This window comes from Flavobacterium sp. 316, from assembly GCF_000967805.1.
Taxonomy (GTDB): Bacteria; Bacteroidota; Bacteroidia; order Flavobacteriales; family Flavobacteriaceae; genus Flavobacterium; species Flavobacterium sediminilitoris.
On record NZ_JYGZ01000004.1, the window covers coordinates 40,083 to 65,222 of the forward strand.

The window sequence follows — 25,140 nt, forward strand, 5'->3', positions numbered from 1 at the left end:
ATGTTTTAAAACTTAATCCCACAAAAAAAGACGCGAATAAGATTCACGCCCTTTTTAAAAAAATAACCCAATTAACGTATTTTTATTTCTTTTTGTCTTTTTTATCTTCTGCTGCTATTTTTACTTTATCGTTTGTCTCTAACTCTTTTGAAACCATCAAATAAGATCCTGTAATAATCTCTTCTCCTTTTTTCAGTCCTTCTTTAATTTCAATATTAGTATCATCTTGAATTCCTGTTTTTACTACTCTTAATTTTGCTTTATCTCCAACTTTTACAAAAACACATTCAAATTTTTGATCTGGTTTATATGTTCCTTTGTTTTGCTTGTCTTCTTTTTCAAGTTCAGCAACTATATCTTTTTTTACAGAAGTAGTATCTTCTTTAATCACTACGGCACTAATTGGCACACCTATTACGTTTGTTTTTTTATTTGTAATAATATCGACTGTAGCAGTCATTCCTGGACGAAAAGGAGAGTAATTTGGCCCTTTCCCTTCTAGTAAATCTTGATATGATTCTTTTAAAATTCTTATTTTCACTTTAAAATTAGTCACCTGATCTGCTGTTAATGCAGAACTTGCAGAATTTGAAATACTCGTTACAATTCCTTTAAATTCTTTTTTCAAATAGGCATCTACTTCAATTTTTGCAGAATCTCCTACTGTAACTTTTACAATATCATTTTCGTTAACATCTACTTCAACTTCCATATTATTTAAATTAGCCACACGTAAAATTTCTGTTCCAGCCATTTGCTGTGTTCCTAAAACTCTTTCTCCTAGCTCTACAGATAGCAATGAAACAGTTCCATCTGCTGGAGCATATATAGTAGTTCTTCCTAGATTATCTCTAGCTTCAGTTAATGTAGCAGAAGCGCTTTGAACATTAAAGTAAGCAGATTGTTTATTTGCTAGTGCTACTTCATAAGCAGAAACAATTTTATCCCATTCTGATTTTGAGATTACTCCTTTATCAAATAATTTTTTATTTCTATCGTAATTTGCTTTTGACTCTTTTACTTGGGCTTCTGCCTGGCTTAAACCTGCTTTTGTAGTAGATAATGAAGCAGCTGTTCTGTTCACACCTGAAACATAAATATCTGGATTTATTTTTACTAATAAATCTCCTTTTTTAACTTGTTGACCTTCTTTTATTGGTAATTCAATAATTTCTCCTGAAACTTCAGAAGATATTTTAACTTCAATTTCTGGTTGAATTTTCCCAGTTGCAGAAACTGTTTCTACAATTTCCATTTGGTCTACTTTAGCTATTTCAACTTCTTTACTGTCATCAGTATTTCCTACAACTCCTGCTTTCTTTAAAGCAAACAACACTATAATTAAACCTATTACTGTTGCTAATAATATATATATTGATTTCTTTGACATGATTGATTATTTTTGAATTAATGGGATTCCGAAATAAAATTCTAAAATTTTGGTTCTAAATATGTAATCGTATTTTGTTCTTAATACTTCTGATTGTGCGTTTTCTAATGTAATTGAAGATTGCGAAAAATCAAATGAATTCATTAATCCGACTTCAAATCTTTCTTTTGCAAAATCGTATGCTAACTTTCTTGCTTCTAATGTTTTTTGAGCTGCTTCAAATGATTTCTTAGCATTAATAACATCATTATAAGCTTGGTAAACATTTCTCTCTAAATCTAATTCGGCTTGTTTTAATTGAATTTCTGTTCTTTCTTTATTTACTTTCGAGCGTTGAACTCTTCCTCTTGTAGAGAATCCACTTAAAATAGGCACACTTAATTGTAGTCCTATAGAAGTACCATCAAATAATGATAATTGATCTGTAAAACTAAACGGTGTACTTTCTGACCATCTTGTATTATATCCTACAAATCCATTTAACGTTGGTAAATATCCTGAACGAGCAATAGAAAGATCTTTTTTCGCGATATCAACATTTGATTGTGCTATTTTTATATCATATACTGATTCTTTTGCTTTAGCTAAAATGGTCTCTTGGCTTTCATCTGCAAGATTTGTAATAGGTACTTCTATTACTTCATCAGAAATATCAAAAGTTGCATAATTTTCCAACAACAATGTTTGACATAATGAAATTTTAGATATCAAAAGAGCATTTTCAGTACTTATAATTTGTTGTTCCTGAGTAGCATCGGTAGCTTGCAATTCATAAATATCTCCCGCTGGAACAGAACCTACTTCTATTAACTCTTGAGTTCTTTTAATATTCTCTTTTGTAATTAGATTTTGATTTTTCTGAACCTTTAATTGCTCTTTATTAAATAAAATTTGTAAGTATGCATTTGCAACTGAAAGTGCAATATCATCTTTCATTTTATCTAATTTATAAGTATTCGCTATTTTGTTTAATTTAGTACGCTGAAGCGTTTTCCAGTTAGCTAACCCATTAAACAAAGTAATACTTGAATTTGCAGATGCAGAAAGCGACTTAAACGTAGTATTTTCAAATTGATTGGTAGCTGGATTAATATTAGCTCCAGTATTTACACTATAATTTGCATTTGCTCCTAGCGTTGGTAGAAAACTACCTATAGCTTCCATTTTTTCTATATCTGATGTTTTTAAGTCTAACTCAGATTGTTTTACCGAAATATTATTCTTAACCGCATAATCAACACATTCTTGCAAAGTCCATTTCTTTTCTTGTGCAAAGATGTTAATTCCTACAAATAAGAGAAAAACGAGTATTCTTTTAGTTATCATTATTGATGATTTATAAATGAATTTTTACTATAAGACCAAAAAAATAAGTTTTTGTTACAGTAATCATTTAATATTTTATTTTTACATCAAAATTATTTTAAAAAATGAAATATATAGTCGGATTTCTTTTAGTGATTATTTTTATATCATCCTTCGCTTCTTGTGGAACAACTCAAAAAATTCAGGCATTAAAACCAATGCCTTCAGATAACAACCCTATGGTTTTTAAAAATAAAACTTCTTTTATTTCTTTACCTACGGAAATTACTTTAAAAGATATTGAAACTCTTTTAAATAAAAACATGACTGGTTTAATTTATGAAGACAATGATATTTCTGATGATAAAACAGAAATGAAGATTTGGAAAACTTCTGCAATACATTTGACAGAAGTAAATGGTGAAATTATATCTGAAATTCCCTTAAAAATTTGGGCAAAAATAAAATATGGAACCGATTTTATGGGTTTAAATGACACGAGAGAGATTAATTTAAACGGAAAAATCACATTAAACAGTAAGGCTCATTTATACAACTGGAAATTGACTACAAACTCTACCATAAAAGATTTTGAATGGAGCGAAAGTCCAAATATTATGGTTGCAGGAAAAAAAATTCCTATTACTTATATTATTAACCCAACTGTTTCTTTATTTAAAAGTAAAATTTCAAAAATGATTGATGATGCTATTGATTCATCTTGCGATTTTAAACCTATGGTGTTAGAAACAATGGAAAAAATAAGTACTCCTTTTTTAACAGATGAAAGTTATGAGGCGTGGTTTAAACTAATTCCAATAGAATTATATGTAACAGAAGCTGAATTAAAAAACAACAAGATTACAATGGATATGGGTTTAAAATGCAACATGCAAACCATGATTGGGAGAGAACCTAAGAATACATTTGACAAAGATAAATTGATACTAAAACCCGTTACTAAAATACCTGATCATTTCTCTGCTGCTGTTGCTGCTGTTTCTACTTATGAAAGTGCTTCAAAAGTAATTACTAAGAATTTTCAGGGACAAGAGTTTGGTTCTGGAAGCAAAAAAGTGACTGTACAAAAAGTTGATATTTGGCAAAATGGAGGAAAACTAATCATTGCTTTAGACTTATTAGGTTCTATAAACGGAACTATTTATTTATCTGGTTATCCACAATATAACGCTTTTACTAAAGAAATCTTTTTTGATCAATTAGATTATGTTTTAAATACAAAAAGTGTTTTATTAAAATCTGCAAATTGGTTAGCGCAAGGTACTGTTTTAAGAAAAATTCAAGAAAATTGTCGCTATTCTATTCAAGAAAATATGGAAGAAGGGAAAAAAAGTATGGAAAAGTATTTAGCAAACTACTCTCCTATGAAAGGTGTTTTTGTGAATGGAACAATGAGTGATTTTGAGTTTGAAAAAGTAGAATTAACAGATAAGGCTATTATTGCTTTTATCAGTACTGGTGGAAAAATGAAAATCACTATTGACGGAATGGAATAAATAAACTAAAAAACCCTATTTCAAATTAAAATAGGGTTTTGTTTTTATATAATTCTAAAAAAAATATTTATATTTTTTCCTTTTTCTTAGCAAATTTTATTTTATAAATAGCATAAGCTGCTGCTGCAACTAACACATATGGAATTACCATCAAATATACAATTCCATCATTTATGGCTTGCGCTTGCACTCCGCTTTCCTCACTTTCTAACGCAGCTCTACACATAGCACATTGAGCTTCTGAAGAAACAACATATAAAAAAGATAATATTAAAAAGATTTTTTTCTTTATATCTAAAAAGTCATTTTCTTTTTTCTCTTGTTTCATTTTTTGTTTTTTTCTCTTAATTAGCATAATAAGGTGAAATCATTAAATATACAATCACACCAGTTATTGCAACATACAACCAAATAGGAAATGTTATTTTAGCTATTTTCTTATGCTTATCAAATCTTTTTGCTAGTGCTTTTACATAAGTAATTAATACTAATGGAATAATTACTATTGACAAAATAATATGAGATATTAATATAAAATAATAAACTGGTTTATAATCTCCTAAATAAGAAGTTGACTCGGATGACATATGGTAAGCAACATACATTAATAAGAAAGCAACCGAACAGGCTATAGCGCTTTTCATCAGGTTTTCATGTAACTTTCTTTTACCATTTTTAATAGCCACAACCGCAACTACTAATAAAACTGCCGTAATTCCATTAATTGTAGCATAAATAGGCGGCAAAAAACTAAAAGGTTCAATATCAAATCCCAAACGTTTAAAGCTAACGCCAAAAAGTGCTGCAACAGCTAAAGGAATTACTATTGATAAAATAGTAATTAGTTTATTATACTTTGTTTCAATATTATTTTCCATTTATTCTTCTAATAATTTTTTAATATCTTCTTTAATTGCTTTTACTCCTTCATCTTCTAATCCGTCATAATATAAAATAGGATTTCCGAATTCATCTTTTCTACATCTTATATTTCCTTCTTTATCTATCAAAGCAAATAACCCAGAATGTTCAAAACCACCTGCCACATTTTTATTTTCTCCTGTGTAAATATTAAATCCTTTATTCGCAAGGTTAAAAATATAGTCTTTCTCTCCTGTTAAAAAATGCCAGTTGTAATGTTTAACACCTAAATGATCTGCATGATCTTTTAATACTTTTGGCGTATCATAATCTGGATTAATTGTGATTGAGGCAATTCCAAATTCTGGATTTCCATAGAATTCATTTTGTAACAATAACATATTTTGATTCATTCTTGGACAAATTGTAGGGCAAGTTGAAAAAAAGAATTCCACTACATATACTTTTCCTAAATAATCTTTATCTGTAATTTTTTTATCATTCTGGTCAGTTAGCTCAAAACTTGGTACTTTCCCTATAACATACAAATCTGATTTTTGAAACTTAGCTATTATTTTTGGTACAGCCCAAATTCCAAAAATCAATATAATAAATGTAATTCCTATATATGATTTATTTTTCATGATGACTTTTATTCACTTTTACGAGATGTTTCTTCTACTTTATTTGTGATTTTATCTCTAAAATCATCTTTTCTTTTATTCTTTTTTAATGCTAAACGATATTCTCTCAATATAATCTTAACATCATCTGTCATTTCATTATGGAGTTCTGCCGCAGAAATAGTATTATAACTTTCTCTATATTCTTCTTCTCCTTTTTTATTCTTTCCTTTTCTTCCTCTAAGGTTAATATTTTTATCTAAAATTATAACAGATGGTGTTCCAAAGTTATTATCTAAGTTACTTATAAGTTCAAGAGACTGATGGTATTTTTTTATTTCTTCTGGTTTTGCAAAAACAAATTTCCATCCTTTCATATCTTCGGTAATTCTATCCAACTCTACGACATTCTTCTTTATCTCTTCTTGAGTTCCCTCAGGTGCAATCATAACAATTTGAAAATCTTCAAATCCAAAAAATTTATTATAAATCTTTTGATTTAAATTAAACATTCTTGCTTTAAATTCAGGAATATCGGAACCAGTAAAACCTAAAACTGTAATTTTATCTTTCAATTCTACATTATCTCCAGATAGCGACTTCCATTCTTTTGGAATTTCAGTATTATTTTCAGATAAAATTGGTAAAAAGAGAGAATTATGCTTAGCAGAAGCAAAGATAAGATAGGTTATTATTGGTAAAATAAAGAGAAGTATTAAGACTAATTTATTTTTCATCTATTAAAAAAATTTAGATTACATATTTCTTAATGCAAAAGTAAAAAAAATCCCGCTAAAAGCGGGATTAAGTATATCTAATATGATGTTAAAATATCCATTTTAAATGACCAGTTCTAAATACTTCATAAATATAATCTCCTTCAACAAGAACGATAAAACATAAATAAAGAATTAAGAACACTAAAGGCGCTACTATTGACCAACGGAAACTTGCTTTTTCTCCTTCTAAGTGCATAAATGCCCACATAATATAGTACGCTTTTACAACTGTTAATATAATGAATATCCAGTTTAATAAACTACTAGATAAAACATGTGTTCTGAATAATGAATCTGGTTTATAAATACCTAACAATACCTCTACTATTGTAATTAATGAAAGTATTCCAAAAACGATCCAGATTCTTTTTGTATTTGATTCGTGTGCGTGTGCCATAATATTTCTTTTTAATAAATTATACTAAGTAGAAGAATGTGAATACAAATACCCATACTAAATCTACGAAGTGCCAGTATAATCCAACTTTTTCAACCATCTCATAACTTCTTCTCTTTTCATAAGTTCCAAGAAGTACATTAAAGAAAATGATGATATTAATAAGAACTCCTGTAAAAACGTGAAATCCGTGAAATCCTGTAATGAAGAAGAAAAAATCTCCAAAAGATTTATGTCCGTACTCGTTTCTAACTAAGTTAGCTCCTTCTACAACATATTTTGCATCATTGATTCTAATTAAAGATTCTTCTCTTGAAAGAACAACTTTTCTTTTATCAACAATTTTTTCACTTCTAATAAGTATATTCGGATTAGCTTTAAAACCTTCGATAACTTCATTTACCGAATATGAAGGAAGAGATGATTCTTCCATAAACCAAAACCCTTTATCGCGTTTTAATTGTTCTCTTTCTTCTGGTAGAACTTTTGAAAACTCGTGTAATGCAACTCTCTTTCCATCTTTATCAACAAATTGCAAGATTGCTCCACCTTTAGTTTCTATTGCTCCAAATTCTCCTTTAATAAAGTTTTTCCATTCCCAAGCTTGAGATCCTAAGAATATGAAACCACCTATTATGGTTAAAAACATATAGAAAGCAACTTTTGATTTTTTCATTTGATGTCCTGCATCTACAGCTAACACCATAGTAACAGAAGAAAAAATCAAGATAAAAGTCATTAAAGCCACATAAATCATTGGCCAATCTTTACCGTGTGCAAAAGGAAAGTGATTAAACACCTCGTCTGCAATAGGCCATGTTTCTATAAACTTAAATCTAGAAAAACCATAAGCAGCAAGGAATCCCGAGAATGTTAAAGCATCTGATAGTATAAAAAACCACATCATCATTTTACCATAGGTTGCCCCCATTGGTCCTGGTCCTCCATCTAGCAAAGCGTGATTGTCATTTGTAACTGTCGCTCCCATAAAATTTAATTGTTAAAAAGTTCCCAAATTTATTACTTTTTTTCTATTTGAAAAAATAGAAAAATAAAAACAAATATACCCAAATAAAATCCATAAAATGCCAATACATCGCACTTAGTTCAATACCAAGGGTTTGTGAAGCATTATATTTTTGTTTATAATGATTATAAATTACTACAATTAATGAAATAAAACCTCCTAAAAGATGCGCCATGTGTACTAGCACTACAATATATAAAAATGAAGTTGTAACACTACTTTCGCTACCTGTAAAAAAGTAACCACTGTCTATTACTTGTCCAAATCCTTTAAACTGTAATACTACAAACAAAACACCTAATAAAAAAGTTGTTATTAAGAATATAGTTGTTAAATTTCTATTTGCTTTTTTTATTGACTTAAGTGCTAAAATAAAAGTAGCACTACTTAAAATCATCACAATTGTACTCATTAAAAATGCATTAGGCAATTCAAAATCACTCAACCAATCTGGTCGTGATTTACTTACTACATACGCACTTGTTAATCCAGCGAAAATCATCAATATACTTATCATTCCAAAAATCAATAACATTTTATACGTTTTTGATTTTCTACTATTATGCTCTTCTAAAGTCATTTTTGTTTCCATCCTATCTTAAAAATTTATCTAAAATAAATACAATTTGTAATAATGAAATATAAGATACACTTACTATCATCAATTTTCTAGCTGCTTTTGCATCCATTTCTTTATATAATTTAACTGCATAAAACAACATCCACAGTCCTAACATTACAACTATTCCTGCCGATATCTTTGTTAAAAACAATTTACCTGTATAACCAAAAGCAGGAATAATAGAAGCTATTATCATCCAAATAGTATAAAGAATTGTTTGTAAAGCTGTTTTCTTATCCCTTTTACCTGTTGGCAACATGAAGAATCCAGCCTTTTTATAATCATCATATAAAAACCATCCAATAGCCCAAAAATGTGGAAATTGCCAAAAAAACTGAATAATAAACAATGTTCCTGCTTCTATTCCAAAATTACCTGTAGCTGCAACCCAACCTAACATATAAGGAATTGCCCCTGGAAAAGCTCCAACAAATACAGATAATGGTGTGATTGTTTTTAAAGGTGTATATAAACTTACATACATAAAAATTGAAATTGCACCAAACATTGCCGTTTTTGCATTTACATAATAAAGAATGGATAAGCCTAAAAGAGTAAGAATTATACCTAAAATAAAAGCATTTTGTTTTGAAACCGTTCCAAGTGGTAAAGGACGATTTTTTGTTCTATCCATTAATGCATCTAAATCTTTTTCTATAATTTGATTAAAAACATTTGATGCTCCAACCATGCAATATCCTCCAACAATTAAAAACAATAGCGTAAGCCAATTCTGACTACTCCATGAATTTACTCCAAGTAAATAACCAGCCACTGTAGAAAAAACTACACTTATAGCCAATCTTGCTTTTGTAATCGCTACAAAACTCGAAAAGAGAGTGGGTTTAGAAACGGTATGATTTGCAGTGTCCAAAATAAACAGATATCCTTGTTTTAATTGGGCGCAAAGATACAAATAAGATTTTTGATTTATAGCCTATTCCTGAGATAAAAAACACCTTAAAAATGTTAATAATCAAAATACCAATTAAACAAGTCAGCCCTTAAACCAATTGAAAACCATACTGTATTTGATTTTTTTACATTAACAGTTTCAGTTTTAGGGTCAAAATTACGATACAATAAACTTCCAAAAAATTTCATATTTGATGCTGGATTAACTATATAACCCAATTGCAAATCTGCTATTAAAACATTTGTTTTATTCCCTTGCGCAATAGAAACTCCATTATCAAATGGTCTATTTTCTTCATAATTTAAATAAATATTTCCTCCATAGTTAGAAACATCATTTGTTGTATTAAAATCAAAACCTCTTTGTCCATAAATTAATTTTGCTTCTCCAAAGTATCTTCCTTTGAAATATCGCGCAACTCCTAATACTTCTCTAAAATTAGCTCCCCAAGCATGCCCCATACTTTGATTGTTATGCCCATAATTTGTCAACGGATTACTATGAGAATACACATATGGTCTTACTTGATTATATTCTAGTTGCAACATAAGGTTCTTTACTTTAAAAGCATCATAATATTTTATCCCTATTTGATATCCAAATTTATTTTTCCAGCTTTTTTTTCCAGCTTTCACATCTCCAATTGAAAATTCATCAAGAATAAATTGACTATAGAAATTAATTTGATTATTCCACTTATATTTTGCTGTTGCTCCTAAGACTGCATTCCCACTTTTTGAAGAAGAATTAAACTCTACTGCTCTATAAAAAATTATTGGATTCACAAAACTCATATCAAAACCTCTATCATTTGTGTTTGCCCAAACAACACTTTCAAATAATCCAATATTTAATCTTTTTGAAACATTATAACTCAGATAATGACTTGCCATATACTTTGTTGAATATGTTCCTTCAAATGTAGCTTCTGGCCTTACATCTTTCAACCACATATAGGTATTTGTGTATTTTATTTTCCAAAATGTAGTATTAATTTTAAAATATGGATAAGGACTAGTTGCATCACTTTGAAGAAGAGAACGATAGCCATCGCCTACAAAATTCCTTCCATATCCTAACTGCAAATCTATAAACTCACTTGGTTTATACTTAATATTGGCCTCTGCTAAAGGAAAATCTAAAGCATCTACTTTAAACTTTTTTGCAATACCAATACCAGGCACAATTGCTGGATTTCCTCCCGAAGGTTTTATACTTGCTGCATAATCATTATAATAATCTGCAAATCTCCCTTGACTTTCATAAATTGAAGATGTAAAAGTTAAAGTTTTACCAAGTCCGCCTTGAATCTGAATTCCTCTTGTATTTACAAATGTATTTGAAAGCTCACTTTTTGTATCTTTCCCTGCTCTTAAGTCTAAAATTGGATTAAAACTAAACCAATATCCATCACCTTGAATTTCCACTAAATTTTCATTCCAAAATTTCCTTCCCCACCAAGATGTTTTTTTCTTCAATACATTGGTTCTTGCTATTTTAAAATCATAATATTTCGCAACTTCATTATAAGAATAAGGCTTTGTTGCTGTGTGATTATTACTTCCTACTTGATTAAGCAAAGCATCAAATTCATAATAATTTAAATGAGAAAAAGGTATATTTAAATCACTTTTAAAACTAGGATTTTTAAATTCCTGATATGATTTTTCAATATTCTCAAACTCATTCAATTCTTTTGAATTATCTATTAATTTCTCATTTGTTTTTGCTTCTGAATCTATTATTACTTCCTCATTAAGATTAGGCTCTTGTAGAGGAATACTAATTTTAAGTGTGAATTTTGAATATGTTGGTCTTCCTGAATATTTTGCAGGTTCAATTTTAGGCAAGATATCAAATATTCGTTGCGTTTCTTTTTTTAATTCATTAGAAACCGCATCAATATAAAGCACCTTAAACACTCCTACTGTATCAACTTCAAATATTGTAATTATTTGACCTTGATAATTACTCTTTTTCAATTCGTCTGGAACTTCAAAATTTGAAAACACAAATTTTTCCAAAACATTATAAAAACATTTTCCAGAACGCTCTAAGTTTTCATTTTTACATTCTTCAAAAACAGGAAATGTTTCAGAAGCACTTTGTGAATAACTCAATATACTCCATAAAAATAATAGAAATATTATATACTTTTTCATGTTTTTTTAATATTCAGATTTTAACTGTTCTCCTGATATTATTGCTTTTGCCGCAGAAGTTCCTATTCTCTTTACCCCTAAATTAATCATTTCCAAAGCCTCTTGATAATTCTTTACTCCTCCAGCCGCTTTGACAGACAATGGAAAAGCATTTTCAATCATTAACTTTATTGCTTGAACAGTTGCCCCATTTGGTGAACCGTCATGCGTTTGATAAAATCCTGTTGACGATTTTACAAAAACATTTTCATATTGAAATTCTTTAAAATTTGCAATTACACAATTTTTTACCAAAACTGTAAGCTGTACGATTTGATGATTATTAAGTGCTGCGATTTCAATAATCCATTTTACTATTTTATTATGCTCTAATCCTAATTTTGTACACTCTATAACTTGCTTTTTTACCACATCAACATCTCCTTTTTTAAAAGCTTCATAATCTAAAACAAAATCTAAATCATCTGCACCGTCTTTAATTGCTTTTTCAGCTTCAGCCAATTTACTTTCCAAAGAACCGTCTCCTTTTGGAAAATCAATCACAGTACCAATTGTTAAGTTTGAATTAGATTCTTGAATCATTTCTTTTGCCACAGAAACAAATTCTGGCCTAATCATTATCAATTTAAACTGTTCTTCAATGGCTTCTTTGATGTTCATTTTCACAACTTCCATATTCGCTTTCTTGGAAAGACCTGCTTGTTCTGCTGTTTTTAAATAAGTAGCATCTAGATATTGTCTCATGTTATGATTTTTTTTACATTCTTAGAATTTGGTAAAAATAAAAAAATCCCATTGATATGGGATTCTTTTTTTGTAATAATTCAATTTAGTTCATCTTAAAAGAAATTGGAATTACATATTTAATTTTTACATTCTTATCTCCTTGTTTTGCAGGAATTAATTTTGGCACTTTTTTTACTGCTTTTTCAGCAGCTAATTTCATTTCTTTTGTTGCATTCCCACTTCCTAAAGAGTTTACATTTGTTATATTTCCGTTTTCGTCAATAATAAATTCAACAAACGTTCTTCCTTGTATTCCATCTGCATAATCATCTTTAGGGTAAATCAAATTTCTAGAAACCACTTTTGCTAATTCCGATTCGAAACACTCTTTTTGTTCTGCTCTACTTAATCCTTTACAAGCTTTAAACATTGGTAATTGTTCAACAGAAAGAATAGTTTCCGGACCGCTATTAGGTGTGGTTGTTGCTCCCGTATTAACTGTTGAAGAATTATTTGATGTTGGATTTTCTGCTTTTGTAGTATTATCTTGAGTAGCCAAATTATCTTCCTTTTCAACTTCTACTTTATCGTCTTCCACTTTAAAATCCGTCACTACTTTTTGAGGGATAACTGGCTTTGTCTCAACAGGAGTAACTGGTTTAGAAACAGGCTTTGTAACTTCTGGTTTAACTTCAATCGGATTATACACAAAAGGCTCATCAACAATAGGACCTTTAAACACCCATTCTTTTTCTTTCTTCTTTACATCTTGAAAATTATACTCTAAAACAAATAAAACAGCCAACATTGTAGCAATAAGACCTAATTGAAAATAGATTACACTATTTTTTGCCTTTTTCTGAAATTCATTTTTTACTCTCATAATTATATAGGTTATATGTTAACAGATTGTTAATAATACCTACACAAATTATGTGCCAAAAAAAAAATCCCAATCTAAAAAGATTGGGATTTTTTTTTAATTTAATTTAAAAGTAATAGGTAAACCGTATTTTACCCTTACAGCTTTTCCTCTTTGCTTACCAGGAGTAAACTTAGGTAATTTAGAAATAATTCTTTCTGCTTCTTTTTCCAAAAGTTCAGCATCATTTTTAATTCCTCTTCCTCTTACCTTAATATCTTTAACAACTCCATCTTTATCAATTAAGAATTGTACAGAAACTTGTCCTTGAGATCCGTTTTCAGCAGCTCTTTCAGGGTAACTAAAGTATTTCTTTATATGCGCTTGCATTTTTTCATTAAAACAATCCATTTGTTGATTTTTTGCCACTCCTTCACATCCAGGAAACATAGGAATTTGCTCAATAACAGCAAATGGCATCTCATCTGGAATATCATCTAAAGAAGGTCCTGTGCTTCCAACTTCAGATGCTTTAACAACCACAACTGGTTTATTTTCTTCAACTTCAGTAGTTTCAATTTTCTTCTCTTCCAACTTAATTTCATCTTTCACCACTTCAATTACTTCTGGAGCAGGTGGTGGTGGTGGTGGAAGTTGTTGAACTGGAGGCATTGTCAAAATCACATCCTCTTCATCTAACATTAAGTTATCTGTCAATGTAAATCTTTCTTTTTCTATTCTTGGATCTTCGGATTTTAATTCAATTCCAACATAAGTAAGCAATAAAACTGCTACAAGACCAATCTGAAAGAACAATCTACTATTTCTTTTAGGGTCTACATTAGGATTTTTCTTTAATTCCATAATTTTATTTTTAAGGTCGCTAATATAATTAATAATAAGATGTTTTTAAAATTTTTTCAAGATTTATTTTTAATATATCTCAAAAAAAGAAACGCAGTTAACGCTCCGAGAGCATTTGCCATAGCATCAAAAATATCTGCTTGACGATTAGTAGTGAACACCGACTGTAATACTTCAATAATTATGCCATATAATACCGCGATTACAACTATTTTTAAATTAATTTTATTTTTATCACTATTAAAAACCTTAATCCAACTAAAGACAAAGATAAAATAGAATACAAAATGAACTATTTTATCTTTGTTTGGAATATTAATAATAGATGTATTTACTTTTTCTATCGTTACCAAACTCATATAAGTAATAAATAACGTCCAAAAAACAGCAAAATAAAAATATTTACGCTCCAATAAGCGCTGCATAATCATCATTTGACAACAATTGGTCAATTTCAGAAGCGTTATTTATTTTAACTTTAACCATCCATCCATCTCCATAAGGATCTACATTTACTTTTTCTGGCTCACTTTCAAGGTTTTCGTTAAATTCAATAATTTCTCCACTCAATGGTAAAAACAAATCAGAAACTGTTTTAACTGCTTCAACAGTACCAAAAACCTCATCTCTTTCTAGGGTACGATCTAATGTTTCTACTTCTACATAAACAATATCACCCAATTCTTTTTGAGCAAAATCAGTAATACCTATTGTTGCAATTTCTCCTTCTATTAATACCCACTCGTGGTCTTTTGTATACTTTAAATTAGCTGGAATATTCATTTTATTTCTTTTTTATTGGTTTCACAAATGTAGTTTTATTAATTTAATTCCAAAATAGGTTTTTAATTTTTTTTATCTTATTACTATTAAAAAATGTTACATTTATAAAACAAAAAAGACTCACTTTTATATACAAGTGAGTCTTTTTTATATTCATATAGACTAACTAGTTCCCAAAATTATATCGAATTGTAAATCCTGCTCTAATATTTGTTATTGGAAATGATGTTGAAATAACCGCTTGTGAGAACTGATGATCATAAAAGAATATCGTTGTCAAATTCTTACTAAACGAATAATCCGCAGATAACTTAATAGACCATAAATCTTGTCCACCTGCTAATTCATTATTATTATAATCTAGATAACGAACAATTGTATTATTTTTCCTTAATGAGAAATCCGTTTTAATATTGATATCACTTTTAATTACTCCTGTCGGATTATCTGCTAATTTTGATACTATTGTAACATTTTTTATTCTATATCCTAAACCTATAGTATATTCATTACCGCTTACTTCTGTTAATAAGTTATTATCAAAACTCATATTTAATGTTCTATCCTTTTTAATTTCTGCTAAAATTTTGATTGAATTTTTCATTTCAAAATCAACTCTCATTAATGGATTAAATTGTTCTGTTAAGTTTACATTTGAAATAATTGTATTCGCATAAAAGTTTCCATTAGCATCTACAGGCGCTTCATTTAGATTTGAACGGAATGAGTTTACATTATAACTTGCTCTATAACCATGTTGTAATGAAAAACGTTTAAATTTATCTTTAAACCATTTATAACGCATTAATCCTGTGTATTTAATTGTCCAGTTTGGTAAAGGAACATTTTTAAAAACACCTGTTGATTGTTTAGAGATATCTTTTCCTGAATATGCAGCAACAAAAGAAGGTAATAGCACTTGTTGACTATTTTTACCATAGCCTACTGGGTAACCTTCTAAATCAGTTGGATAAACATTGCTTCCATAATATTCAGAAGCTAGTTTATTTGCTACTTTTAATCTATTTGCTCTAAAGTCTTCAAAAGCTTCTGAAAAATTCTCATCACTTTGACTAAATGCTGTTTGGATTAAAACAGTTGAAATACTAAAATTTCCAAAATTATAAGGCGATCGAGAGTTATACTGACCATTCAAAACATCATATTGTTCAGAATAATTATCTGCATACATTCTGTCTGCTGTCAAATCTATTTTAAGATCCGCAAAAGGCTCTACTTGGGCAGTGAAATTTAATTGTTTATTTGTTACCTGTGTGAAATTTTGATTGAATTCTGGGAATTCAGTTAACCAACCTTGTCTTGCTGCTTCATAACGAACATCTGACTGACTACCAAATACAAACCCAAGTGATGGTCTAGAAGAACCGAAAAAACCTAATCCTGGAGTATAACCTGGCAAAACGGTTCCATTTGTTTCTGTATAATTTACTTGTATATTTTTAATACTTGTAATTATTCCTATTAAACCATTTACAAATACATTTCCGTCATTCTTACTTGTTTTACTTTTTGCTGTAATCTTTTGCCCTGGTTTTGGTAAAGCATCTTTCGAATCTTTTTCTTTTTTACTTTTCTTCTTTTTATTCCCTGTCAACCCGATATAACGATATAACAAATCCATATTAAATGTTGTATTCAGCTTATGGGAATTTGCATTTTGAATTGTATTTCCTAAATTATATCTAATACCATTATCTGCAACAATTGATGAAAAAGCATCTGATGAACGTTGCCAATTAAAATCTCCTGTATAGGTATAGTTTGACTTAACAAATGCTAAAGCAGGAATTTTATTTATTGGTAAATCATAATTCAAAACAATTTGTTGATTATGCTGATTTGATTGTCCAATATCCCAATAATCATCCCAAATATCTAGACCGTCTATCGGTTTATTTTCTTCATCTAAATAAGTTCTAACTATATTATTTGAAGCTGCTGTATAATTAAGACGTAATGATTTAGTAAGATTATAATTGAATCCATATTGATAATTAAAAAAGTAATTTCTTCTATATAAAGGATCTAAACCAATTCCCTCTACGTCAACTAACCTAAACTGTTGTCTATTAAATTGTCTTATAATATTAGAACTAAATGAAATATTTGATGGTAAGAAATTAAAATTAAAATCTTTCAACATTTTATAATAACCGCTTTTATCTAATTTCTTTGAGTTTTTAAAAGGCTCAATTGTCAAAGGTTTAAATGAATAAGCATAATCTACTGTTGTTCTGTTTTGTTGATCAACAAGATTCTCAATTTCATAATCGTGATGTTCGGTTTCGTTAAAAGAATATGATAATGTTAGGTTCTCTACATCATAGAAATGTTGTTTTTGACCTTCACCTCTTTCTTTTCTAACACCTATAAAGTTAATACTTGTTCTTTTTGTATAATCTATTGCTCTATTTTCAAGATTTGAACGTTGTTCTGCATCTGTAGTTACATCTAAAAGTTGATTTAATTCAATATCTTGATAAAAAGGATCGTATTTAGGCGTTATAGTTTCTTCTCCAACTGCATAATTAAAAGGTAATGTTATTCCCCACTTTTTAGGTAGCAATTTCCCTAAATTCAAATTAGTAACTATATCATATTGAAAAACATCTTCTCTACTTCTTTCATTCGGACCTTCTTCTATTCCTCCAAATCCTATAGTACTTACTCTAGTTGTTGCAGAAACAGTTGCAAAATCAGCAAGATTTGTATCTAGATTTGCTACCGCTGCATAACCACCTTTATTATCTAGGTCTGAAAGTCTAAGTTCATTAAACCATACCTCACCTCTAATATTTTGATTGCTTATATTTTTAACCCCTACCATTAACGTTCGAACTAATCCAAAATTCGGATTTCCTTTTATACCTAATGTTAGTTTACTATTCGAGGAGCCAATGGCTTCTTCTTCTACAAAACCAATTCCATCAGGGCCATATATTATAGTTGAAGAGTTATTAAGTGATAATATTTTAAGTTTAGTTAATAATTCCATTGGTAATTCAATTTCATTATCAGAAAGCCATACATCATCTGGTGTTGATGCGTTTTGAGAAGAAACCTTTAAAGGAATTTCTACTTGATAGAAATTTTCTGTAAAATCATTTCCAAAACGAATAAATGCAACCATTTGGTCATTTTGAAGTGGCTGTGGTTCATCTGGTTGCGGCAATGATTCTGCATGTAAAAACATACGCATCTTTTTAAATTGACGCATATCTACGTTTACATTTTTAAAAACTGCTCTTGAATCTCCTGCTTCTAAACCATCATTATATCCTCCATCTTTGTCATAAACTCTCAATGATAAAGATTGTTCATTCTGATTAATAACCGTATTGTTATTATATAACTGTTCTCTAGTTACTCCTGGAGGCGAAACATAAGGAATTGGTGATCTACTACTATTTTCTTGGATATTTACTGCTACAACATCAAAACCAGTATTATCATCTGTTGGATCAGGGTCATTAAATTCTAATGAATTTGTATAACGTCTCCACTCTCCTCTGACAAGATCTAAAGTTCCAAAACGAAGTGTAATCTCTTCTGAGAACCCAGTCATATACATTCTCATAAATCTAATTGATCTAAAATCAGCAATAGCTCCTACTACATTATTTTGTGTAAATTCTAAAATTGGAATTTTATATTGAACCCATCTTGCGCTAACATTACTCCCATTTGGTAATGATTCTGATACTGTTCTAACATCAACGACATAATTTTGGCCAACTTGAGGAGTATTATTAATAGGCACTTCAAATTTAAAATAAGCATTAATCGTATTCATTGTTTGATCACGATTTACGTCTTCTACATCTGGCCTAGTGTCATTCCCTCTATTTGTATCTGTAACATTTACAGGAGAATTCCCTTCAAAACCATTATAATCTCTATAACGATCCACAACTCCACCCGTTGCATTTAAATAAAATCTATAATTATCAGCAGATGGATCGCTTTGACCAGCAAAAGCACTATACTTTATTGCTTCAGCAGCATCATTAAGTCCGTCAAAACCAACATCTTGTTGATTTCTATTTGCCTCGTCTGTATCAAATGCATACACTAAGGATTGAGAACTTGGTACTTGTCCCCAACCGGTTTGAAGCGCTGGTGTAGTTGCTCCAACTTCCGGCAATCCATTTTCATATTGTTTTCTTCCATCTTTTAAAATATCTTCAGAAATTTCCCCTAAATTAAACACTAATTTTCCTGTATTCGCAGGACTAACTACATCTGGAGCATTTCCATAATAAGGGTCTAAAATCCAAAACTGAACATATTCAACATTTGATTGTTCAAAATTAGTTGAATTAATTGAACGCATAATTCCTGCCCAATTATCTACAATATCAGTATCTGGAAATTGGTTTGTTGTAGCAAGTGAAGGGTTAAAATTATATGGCCCTCTATCTTTTGGAAAATATGTTAAATCTAATGTACTGATAACATTTGAATTTCCTTGTGCAATATCTACATTTGGGAATAATTCTCGACTGTATATTCTTCTTGTTCTATTTAACGATAAATCATTATCATTAATTCCACTTGGTGGCTGAGTATAAAAGACAGGATCAATAGTATACCAAGCCATTTTCGCTCTCTTATACCCAATAACTGGATCATCTGTTACAGGTTCTGTTTCATCTGGATTTCCATCAAAATTTTCTTCTAGTGGCACACTTGCTAAAGTCCAAGGTCCAGGTGAATTTAAAGGTATAGAAGATTGTGAGCCTTCAAAATCATCTACATAAGTAGTTGCTTCTCCATTAAATTGATCTGCTTTTGAAGAACCTGGTAATAAATAGGCTATTTCTCCTCTAAAAGACAAATTAGAAGGTACATCTGTATCAATATTTGGTAGTTTATTAACTAATCTTGTTAAAAATGGCACTTCGGTAGAGAAATTTGTATTTAATCCTACAATAGTATTATTTACAGATTCTTGTCCATAATTTGACTTGTTTGTAAAAGGTCTTTCTGACAAGTTCAATATTGTACCTCCAACTAAAAAGTTTTTATTAAATTGATGTTCAACATTTACACCCCAAAATCGTCTTGTTTGTTGACCAAAAACAGAATTATTTTCAACTGATATTTCAAGTGGAGTATTTGATGCTTGTAATGAAGGATCTAATAATTGTACTTTTCCAAGTTGATAATTCACTGTATAATCTACTCCTTCAACCAAAACCCTTCCTCCTGATTTTACAACTACAGATCCTTGTGGAACATTGAAAGCACCAATAGAAATACCATCACCTCCAGAAGATTTAAAACGCCCTCTTAATTGAAATTTATTTTTTTCACTTTCTTGAAGTGCAGCAGCTTGTGTTGATTTATACAAGTTTCTAAAAACATATTTATTCTGATTCACATTATATGTTAATGGATCATTATAATTTTCTGTTCCTCCTGTATTTAATTTTCCAAATAAATGTTCTCCGAAAGGCTCTTTAGTTGTAAAAATAATTCTACCATATTGAGGATCGACTGTTATTCCTGGATAAAAATCAAAGAAACCATCTCCTCCTTCTTGCGGATCATTTGTATAATTTAGTTTATCTACATTTAAAACCTTTAAAAGAGGTGTTTCTTTTACTCCTGCTGGCAAGTCTAAAGGAATATTTCCTGAATTATCCACAAATGGAGTAATATAATTTAGTGGTGATGGATCTGTATATAAAATATTAAATTTAAAATCTTCTTGTTGTAATTGATATCCACCTGGAATTTGATAAATATTCTTCATCATTAAGTTCCATGTTGGCATTGTTAAATCTTCATTTGGTGTCTTTTGTTTAACTGCTGTTAAGTTACTTTTCAACAACTTAACAATCAAAGCTTGTGAAGAAGGAATACCTGTGTTATCAACTTGTGTAGCATCAACTCCATCTGTTCCAAATTCTCCAACTTGATAAACTTGATCTCCAATAGTGTATTGATAGGCAACAGCTAAAACTTCATCGTTTGCTAAACGTTGACTTAACGAAATGTACCCTAATTGTGGGTGATATGTAAATTCTGATGCTGTTAACTTTCTAGCATTTTCTAATTTCGCATAGTCTAGCCCTTCATCTACTCCAATTGTAAAACCATTATTTGCTGTTGCAACTTCTCTAATAGCTTGAGTTAAAAAATTACTTCCTATTTGATTTGGGTTAAATTTATTATTTGGGTTATTTGAAGGAGTATCTGGCCCTACGTTAAAAAAGGATGGATTTCCAGCTAAATTTACACCTACAACTTCTTGAGGTGTCAAATTTGTTAAAGGAGCTTCTCCTAAATCTTGAAGAGCTATAAGGTTTCTTAAATTATTCTCAGTTGAATTAATTCTATTTTGCTTGTTCGTAACCCAAACTTCAATTCTTGTAATTTGAATTCTACTGTTAATATATGGATACGTTTCTAATGATTTATCATATTGATTTCTAAAATATTGCGATAAAAAATAGTGTCTATCAGAATCGTATTCTAAAGCAAATAATTCAAAGTCTTGAAGTGTTCCTCCTCCTTGAGAAGTTACGGTTTTCGTTTGCGACTTTTGTTCAGAAAAGACACCTGTTACGGTTGTTTTTCCAAATTGCAATTGAGCCTTAACACCAAATAAACTTTGAGAACCTCTAATTAAAGAATTAGATAGTGGGAAACTAACATTTCCAACTTCTAATTTTTGTAGAATATCATCTTCTGTTGAGCCATACTCTAATTTTATAAGGTTTTGAAAAGCAAATGTAGATTGAGTATCATAATTAATATTTACATTTAACCTCGTTCCTACTTTTCCTTGAAGACCAACACTAATTCTCTGATCGAAATCGAATGTGGTTGTCTTTCTGTTTCTTGGTGAAAATGCTGGATTATCTTGTTTTGTAAAACGTACTCCTAAATCTATTTCTACAGAACCTGTAGGCTTTACATCAATAGTATTTCCTCCGAAAATAGCTTCAAAGAATTTAGAATTAACATAATATCTTGGCAATAAATCTTTTTTCTTTTCTTCACTACCATCCTTTTTTCCATCAATTGCTGCTGATTTATCTCTATAATATTTACGCATTTCTTCACGTAAAACTAATTCCTGATATTGCTGCGGAGTTAAGACTAAAGGATAGTTTACATTAAATCCATCAAAAGTGTTTGTATAAATATATCTATCAGTTACAGAATCATAAGTATAAGCTTCAACTATACTTTGTGGGTTAGGAACTTTAATCTTACCTAGATCTACACCTTTTTTAATAGAATCATTTTCTTGACCATCTACTTGTGAAAACAAGAAAAATGGAAACCATAAAAAAATGATTTTTAGTCCTTTTTTAAATCTATTAAAAACACTTTCGTTAAATTTATTTTCCAAGTCTTATAAGTTTTTTAATGCTTGTTTTATTAAGGTCTCAACTGTTGCATTTGGGGATTCTTTTACAATTCTATCAATAACTTTTTCACTCGTTTTTCTAACAAAACCTAGAACCTCTAATGCAGATAACGCTTCTTCTTTATTTGTATTGTTAAAAGTTAAAGAAACTTCATCTAAATCATAAACTTTTAACACTTTATCCTTCAAATCCAAAATAACTCTCTGAGCCGTTTTTGCCCCAATTCCTTTTATACTTTGTATAGTTGGAACATCATTTGAAGCTATAGCTTGTATAATTTGCTGAGGATCTAAAGAAGACAACATAGTTCTTGCAATATTAGCTCCAATTCCAGAAACAGAAATTAATAGCTTAAATAATTCTCTTTCCTTTTTTTCTACAAATCCATATAAAGTCTGCGAATCTTCTTTTACTTGTAAAAAAGTAAAAAGTTTCAAATTCTCACTATCTGGCAAAAGCGAAAAAGTATGCAATGATATATTTATATGATACCCTATTCCATTACAATCTATTATTACTTCTGTTGGTGTTTTTTCAACTAGTTTCCCTTGGATATGAGTTATCATTATATATTTAATATGTTAATAGTCAAAAATATAAAATATTATTTATTAATAGACTGTTTAAATTTTCTTTCTTTTTCTTGTGCATCAACAACTGAAACTGCTGCCATATTTACCATTTCTTCAACACTAGCTCCTAGTTGGAAAATATGCACTGGTTTATCTAACCCCAACATTATTGGACCTATTGAGTCTGTCTTGTTCAGTTCTTTCATCATTTTATAAGTAATGTTTGCTGAATCTAAATTTGGAAAAATTAAAGTATTTACTTTTTTATTAACTAACTTAGAGAAAGGGAACTTGCTTTTCAACATTTCCGGATTTAAAGCAAAATCTGTTTGTATTTCTCCATCAACTATTAAATCTGGATAATATTTATGAAGATATGCAACTGCTTCTCTAATTTTCTTAGGATTCTCGCTCTCAGATGAGCCAAAATTTGAAAAAGAAACCATTGCCATAACTGGCTCCATACCAAACATTCTAAGTGTTTTTGCCGTCATTAATGCAATTTTAGCTAACTCTTCTGCTGTTGGATTCGTATTGATTGCTGTATCTGAAAGGAATATTGGTCCTCTCGTAGTCATCATCATATTTGTAGTTGCAATACGTGAAACTCCTGGCGCCCTATCAATTAATTCCAATACTGGTTTTACCACAGAAGGATAACTTCTAGAATATCCTGTTACCATTGTATCTGCTTCTCCCGCATTAACCATCATCAATCCGAAATAATTACGTTCTCTCATCCATTTTTCGGCATCTAATAACGTAATTCCTCTTCTTTTTCTTGCTTCCCAAAGAGACTTAGCATATTTTGCTCTACTACTATCTTCTTCTTTTGTTTTAGGATCTATTATAGTAACATCTGCATCAAACCCTATTTCTGTTTTTAGCTCTTGAATTATCTCTTTATTTCCTAATAAAATAGGAATTCCAATTCCTTCCTCATGAACAATTTGTGCTGCTTTTAAAACATCTAAATGATCTGCTTCTGCAAAAACTACTTTTTTAGGATTTGTTTTTGCTCGATTAACCAACATTCTAATCATCTTATTATCAGAACCTAAACGATCTAATAAATCTAATTCATATTTTTCCCAATCATTAATTTCAATTTGGGCAACACCTGAATCTATTGCTGCTTTGGCAACTGCTGGAGCAACAACAGCAATTAATCTAGGATCAAAAGGTTTTGGAATAATATAATCTCTACCGAAGTTTAATTTTGTTTCACCATAAGCCACATTCACTTGTTCTGGAACTGGGCTTTTTGCTAATTCAGCCAATGCTCTAACCGCAGCCATCTTCATTTCTTCATTAATCTTTTTAGCACGCACATCTAATGCACCTCTAAAAATATAAGGAAAACCTAGTACATTATTTACTTGATTAGGATGATCTGAACGACCAGTAGCCATTATAATATCTTCGCGAGTATTTATTGCAACATTATAATCAATTTCTGGAACTGGATTAGCCATTGCAAAAACAATTGGATCATTGTTCATTGTCAATAACATTTCTGAAGTTAGAATATTTCCTACTGACAATCCTAAGAAAACATCTGCGTTTACAATTGCTTCTTTCAATGATTTTGGCTCGCAAGACTTTGCATATCTTTTTTGTAAATCAGAAATATCTTCACGACAAGTAGTTAGCATTCCTGCTCTATCAAACATAAAAATGTTTTCAATTTTTACTCCTAATAAAACATATAAATTAGCACAAGCTAATGCTGCTGAACCTGCTCCTGAAACTACTACTTTAACTTTATCTATTTCTTTGTTTGCTAATTCTAGAGCATTTAATAATGCTGCTGAAGAAATAATTGCTGTTCCATGCTGATCATCGTGCATTACAGGAATATTCAATTCTTCTACTAATCTCCTTTCGATTTCGAAAGATTCAGGAGCTTTTATATCTTCAAGATTTATCCCTCCAAATGTAGGTGCAATATTTTTTACTGTTTGAATAAATTCTTCAACATCTTTTGTTCCTACTTCAATATCAAAAACATCTATATCTGCAAAAATTTTAAACAAAAGTCCTTTTCCTTCCATTACTGGTTTAGATGCTTCTGGACCTATATCTCCAAGTCCTAAAACAGCAGTCCCATTTGATATTACAGCAACTAAGTTTCCTTTTGCTGTATATTTATAAACATTATTAATATCTTTTTCTATTTCTAAACATGGCTCTGCTACTCCTGGAGAATATGCTAGTGATAAATCTCTTTGTGTTGCATATTTTTTTGTTGGCACCACTTGTATTTTACCAGGTGTCGGTTTTGCATGATATAATAATGCCTCTCTTCTTTTTGTATCCTTATGCATA

The 25,140-nt window shown here is 29.8% G+C and carries 20 protein-coding genes; 1 reads left to right on the forward strand and 19 read right to left on the reverse strand.

Annotated elements, in window-relative coordinates:
* Positions 1 to 82: 82 nt before the first annotated feature.
* Together SY27_RS09020 and SY27_RS09025 are read right to left on the reverse strand one after the other, a co-directional pair.
* Positions 83 to 1,390 carry an efflux RND transporter periplasmic adaptor subunit gene (locus tag SY27_RS09020; protein ID WP_045969435.1) on the reverse strand — a complete coding sequence of 436 codons (1,308 nt, stop codon included), beginning with the start codon at positions 1,388 to 1,390 and terminating at the stop codon, positions 83 to 85.
* 6 nt (positions 1,391 to 1,396) lie between these two features.
* Complete coding sequence (locus SY27_RS09025) at positions 1,397 to 2,716, reverse strand: TolC family protein (protein WP_045969437.1); 1,320 nt, start codon at positions 2,714 to 2,716, stop codon at positions 1,397 to 1,399.
* 104 nt (positions 2,717 to 2,820) lie between these two features.
* Here SY27_RS09025 and SY27_RS09030 point away from each other — a divergent pair, with 104 nt between their 5' ends.
* A complete protein-coding gene (locus tag SY27_RS09030; RefSeq protein WP_045969439.1) occupies positions 2,821 to 4,212 on the forward strand; it encodes a DUF4403 family protein in 1,392 nt (463 codons plus the stop codon).
* Positions 4,213 to 4,279: 67 nt separating this feature from the next.
* Here SY27_RS09030 and SY27_RS09035 read toward each other — a convergent pair whose 3' ends face one another.
* The 17 genes from SY27_RS09035 to SY27_RS09115 form a co-directional block, all read right to left on the reverse strand.
* On the reverse strand, positions 4,280 to 4,540 hold the full coding sequence (locus SY27_RS09035) for a hypothetical protein (protein WP_045970207.1): 261 nt from the start codon (positions 4,538 to 4,540) through the stop codon (positions 4,280 to 4,282).
* Positions 4,541 to 4,556: 16 nt separating this feature from the next.
* A complete protein-coding gene (locus SY27_RS09040) occupies positions 4,557 to 5,090 on the reverse strand; it encodes a DUF420 domain-containing protein (RefSeq protein WP_045969441.1) in 534 nt (177 codons plus the stop codon).
* Positions 5,091 to 5,717 (reverse strand): SCO family protein, encoded by a 627-nt coding sequence (locus SY27_RS09045; protein ID WP_152640745.1) that lies wholly within the window; start codon positions 5,715 to 5,717, stop codon positions 5,091 to 5,093. It lies immediately after the preceding gene.
* 8 nt (positions 5,718 to 5,725) lie between these two features.
* Positions 5,726 to 6,433 (reverse strand): hypothetical protein, encoded by a 708-nt coding sequence (locus SY27_RS09050; RefSeq protein WP_045969445.1) that lies wholly within the window; start codon positions 6,431 to 6,433, stop codon positions 5,726 to 5,728.
* An 88-nt stretch (positions 6,434 to 6,521) separates the two neighbouring features.
* Positions 6,522 to 6,872, reverse strand: coding sequence for a cytochrome C oxidase subunit IV family protein (locus SY27_RS09055; protein WP_045969446.1), 351 nt, complete (start codon positions 6,870 to 6,872; stop codon positions 6,522 to 6,524).
* A gap of 19 nt (positions 6,873 to 6,891) precedes the next feature.
* Positions 6,892 to 7,860, reverse strand: coding sequence for a cytochrome c oxidase subunit 3 (locus SY27_RS09060; protein WP_045969449.1), 969 nt, complete (start codon positions 7,858 to 7,860; stop codon positions 6,892 to 6,894).
* A gap of 43 nt (positions 7,861 to 7,903) precedes the next feature.
* Positions 7,904 to 8,491: a cytochrome c oxidase subunit 3 gene (locus SY27_RS09065; RefSeq protein ID WP_045969451.1), complete on the reverse strand. Its 588-nt coding sequence runs from the start codon at positions 8,489 to 8,491 to the stop codon at positions 7,904 to 7,906.
* A gap of 1 nt (position 8,492) precedes the next feature.
* Positions 8,493 to 9,395 carry a heme o synthase gene (gene cyoE / locus SY27_RS09070; RefSeq protein ID WP_045969453.1) on the reverse strand — a complete coding sequence of 301 codons (903 nt, stop codon included), beginning with the start codon at positions 9,393 to 9,395 and terminating at the stop codon, positions 8,493 to 8,495.
* 95 nt (positions 9,396 to 9,490) lie between these two features.
* Complete coding sequence (locus SY27_RS09075; protein ID WP_045969455.1) at positions 9,491 to 11,599, reverse strand: gliding motility protein RemB; 2,109 nt, start codon at positions 11,597 to 11,599, stop codon at positions 9,491 to 9,493.
* A gap of 6 nt (positions 11,600 to 11,605) precedes the next feature.
* Entirely contained in the window at positions 11,606 to 12,343 is a 738-nt protein-coding gene (deoC, locus tag SY27_RS09080) for a deoxyribose-phosphate aldolase (protein ID WP_045969457.1), read from the reverse strand.
* A gap of 85 nt (positions 12,344 to 12,428) precedes the next feature.
* Positions 12,429 to 13,208, reverse strand: a complete 780-nt coding sequence (locus tag SY27_RS18200) for an energy transducer TonB (protein ID WP_052705244.1) — start codon at positions 13,206 to 13,208, stop codon at positions 12,429 to 12,431.
* 96 nt (positions 13,209 to 13,304) lie between these two features.
* A complete protein-coding gene (locus SY27_RS09090) occupies positions 13,305 to 14,051 on the reverse strand; it encodes an energy transducer TonB (RefSeq protein WP_045969459.1) in 747 nt (248 codons plus the stop codon).
* A 56-nt stretch (positions 14,052 to 14,107) separates the two neighbouring features.
* On the reverse strand, positions 14,108 to 14,476 hold the full coding sequence (locus tag SY27_RS09095) for a VanZ family protein (protein ID WP_161794142.1): 369 nt from the start codon (positions 14,474 to 14,476) through the stop codon (positions 14,108 to 14,110).
* Entirely contained in the window at positions 14,454 to 14,834 is a 381-nt protein-coding gene (gene gcvH / locus SY27_RS09100; protein ID WP_045969463.1) for a glycine cleavage system protein GcvH, read from the reverse strand. The genes SY27_RS09095 and gcvH overlap by 23 nt, the downstream gene beginning before the upstream one ends.
* A gap of 166 nt (positions 14,835 to 15,000) precedes the next feature.
* Positions 15,001 to 22,221: a cell surface protein SprA gene (sprA, locus tag SY27_RS09105; RefSeq protein ID WP_082084332.1), complete on the reverse strand. Its 7,221-nt coding sequence runs from the start codon at positions 22,219 to 22,221 to the stop codon at positions 15,001 to 15,003.
* A gap of 3 nt (positions 22,222 to 22,224) precedes the next feature.
* On the reverse strand, positions 22,225 to 22,806 hold the full coding sequence (gene ruvA, locus SY27_RS09110; RefSeq protein WP_045969465.1) for a Holliday junction branch migration protein RuvA: 582 nt from the start codon (positions 22,804 to 22,806) through the stop codon (positions 22,225 to 22,227).
* Positions 22,807 to 22,844: 38 nt separating this feature from the next.
* Positions 22,845 to 25,139 (reverse strand): NADP-dependent malic enzyme, encoded by a 2,295-nt coding sequence (locus tag SY27_RS09115; protein ID WP_045969466.1) that lies wholly within the window; start codon positions 25,137 to 25,139, stop codon positions 22,845 to 22,847.
* Position 25,140: the final 1 nt, after the last annotated feature.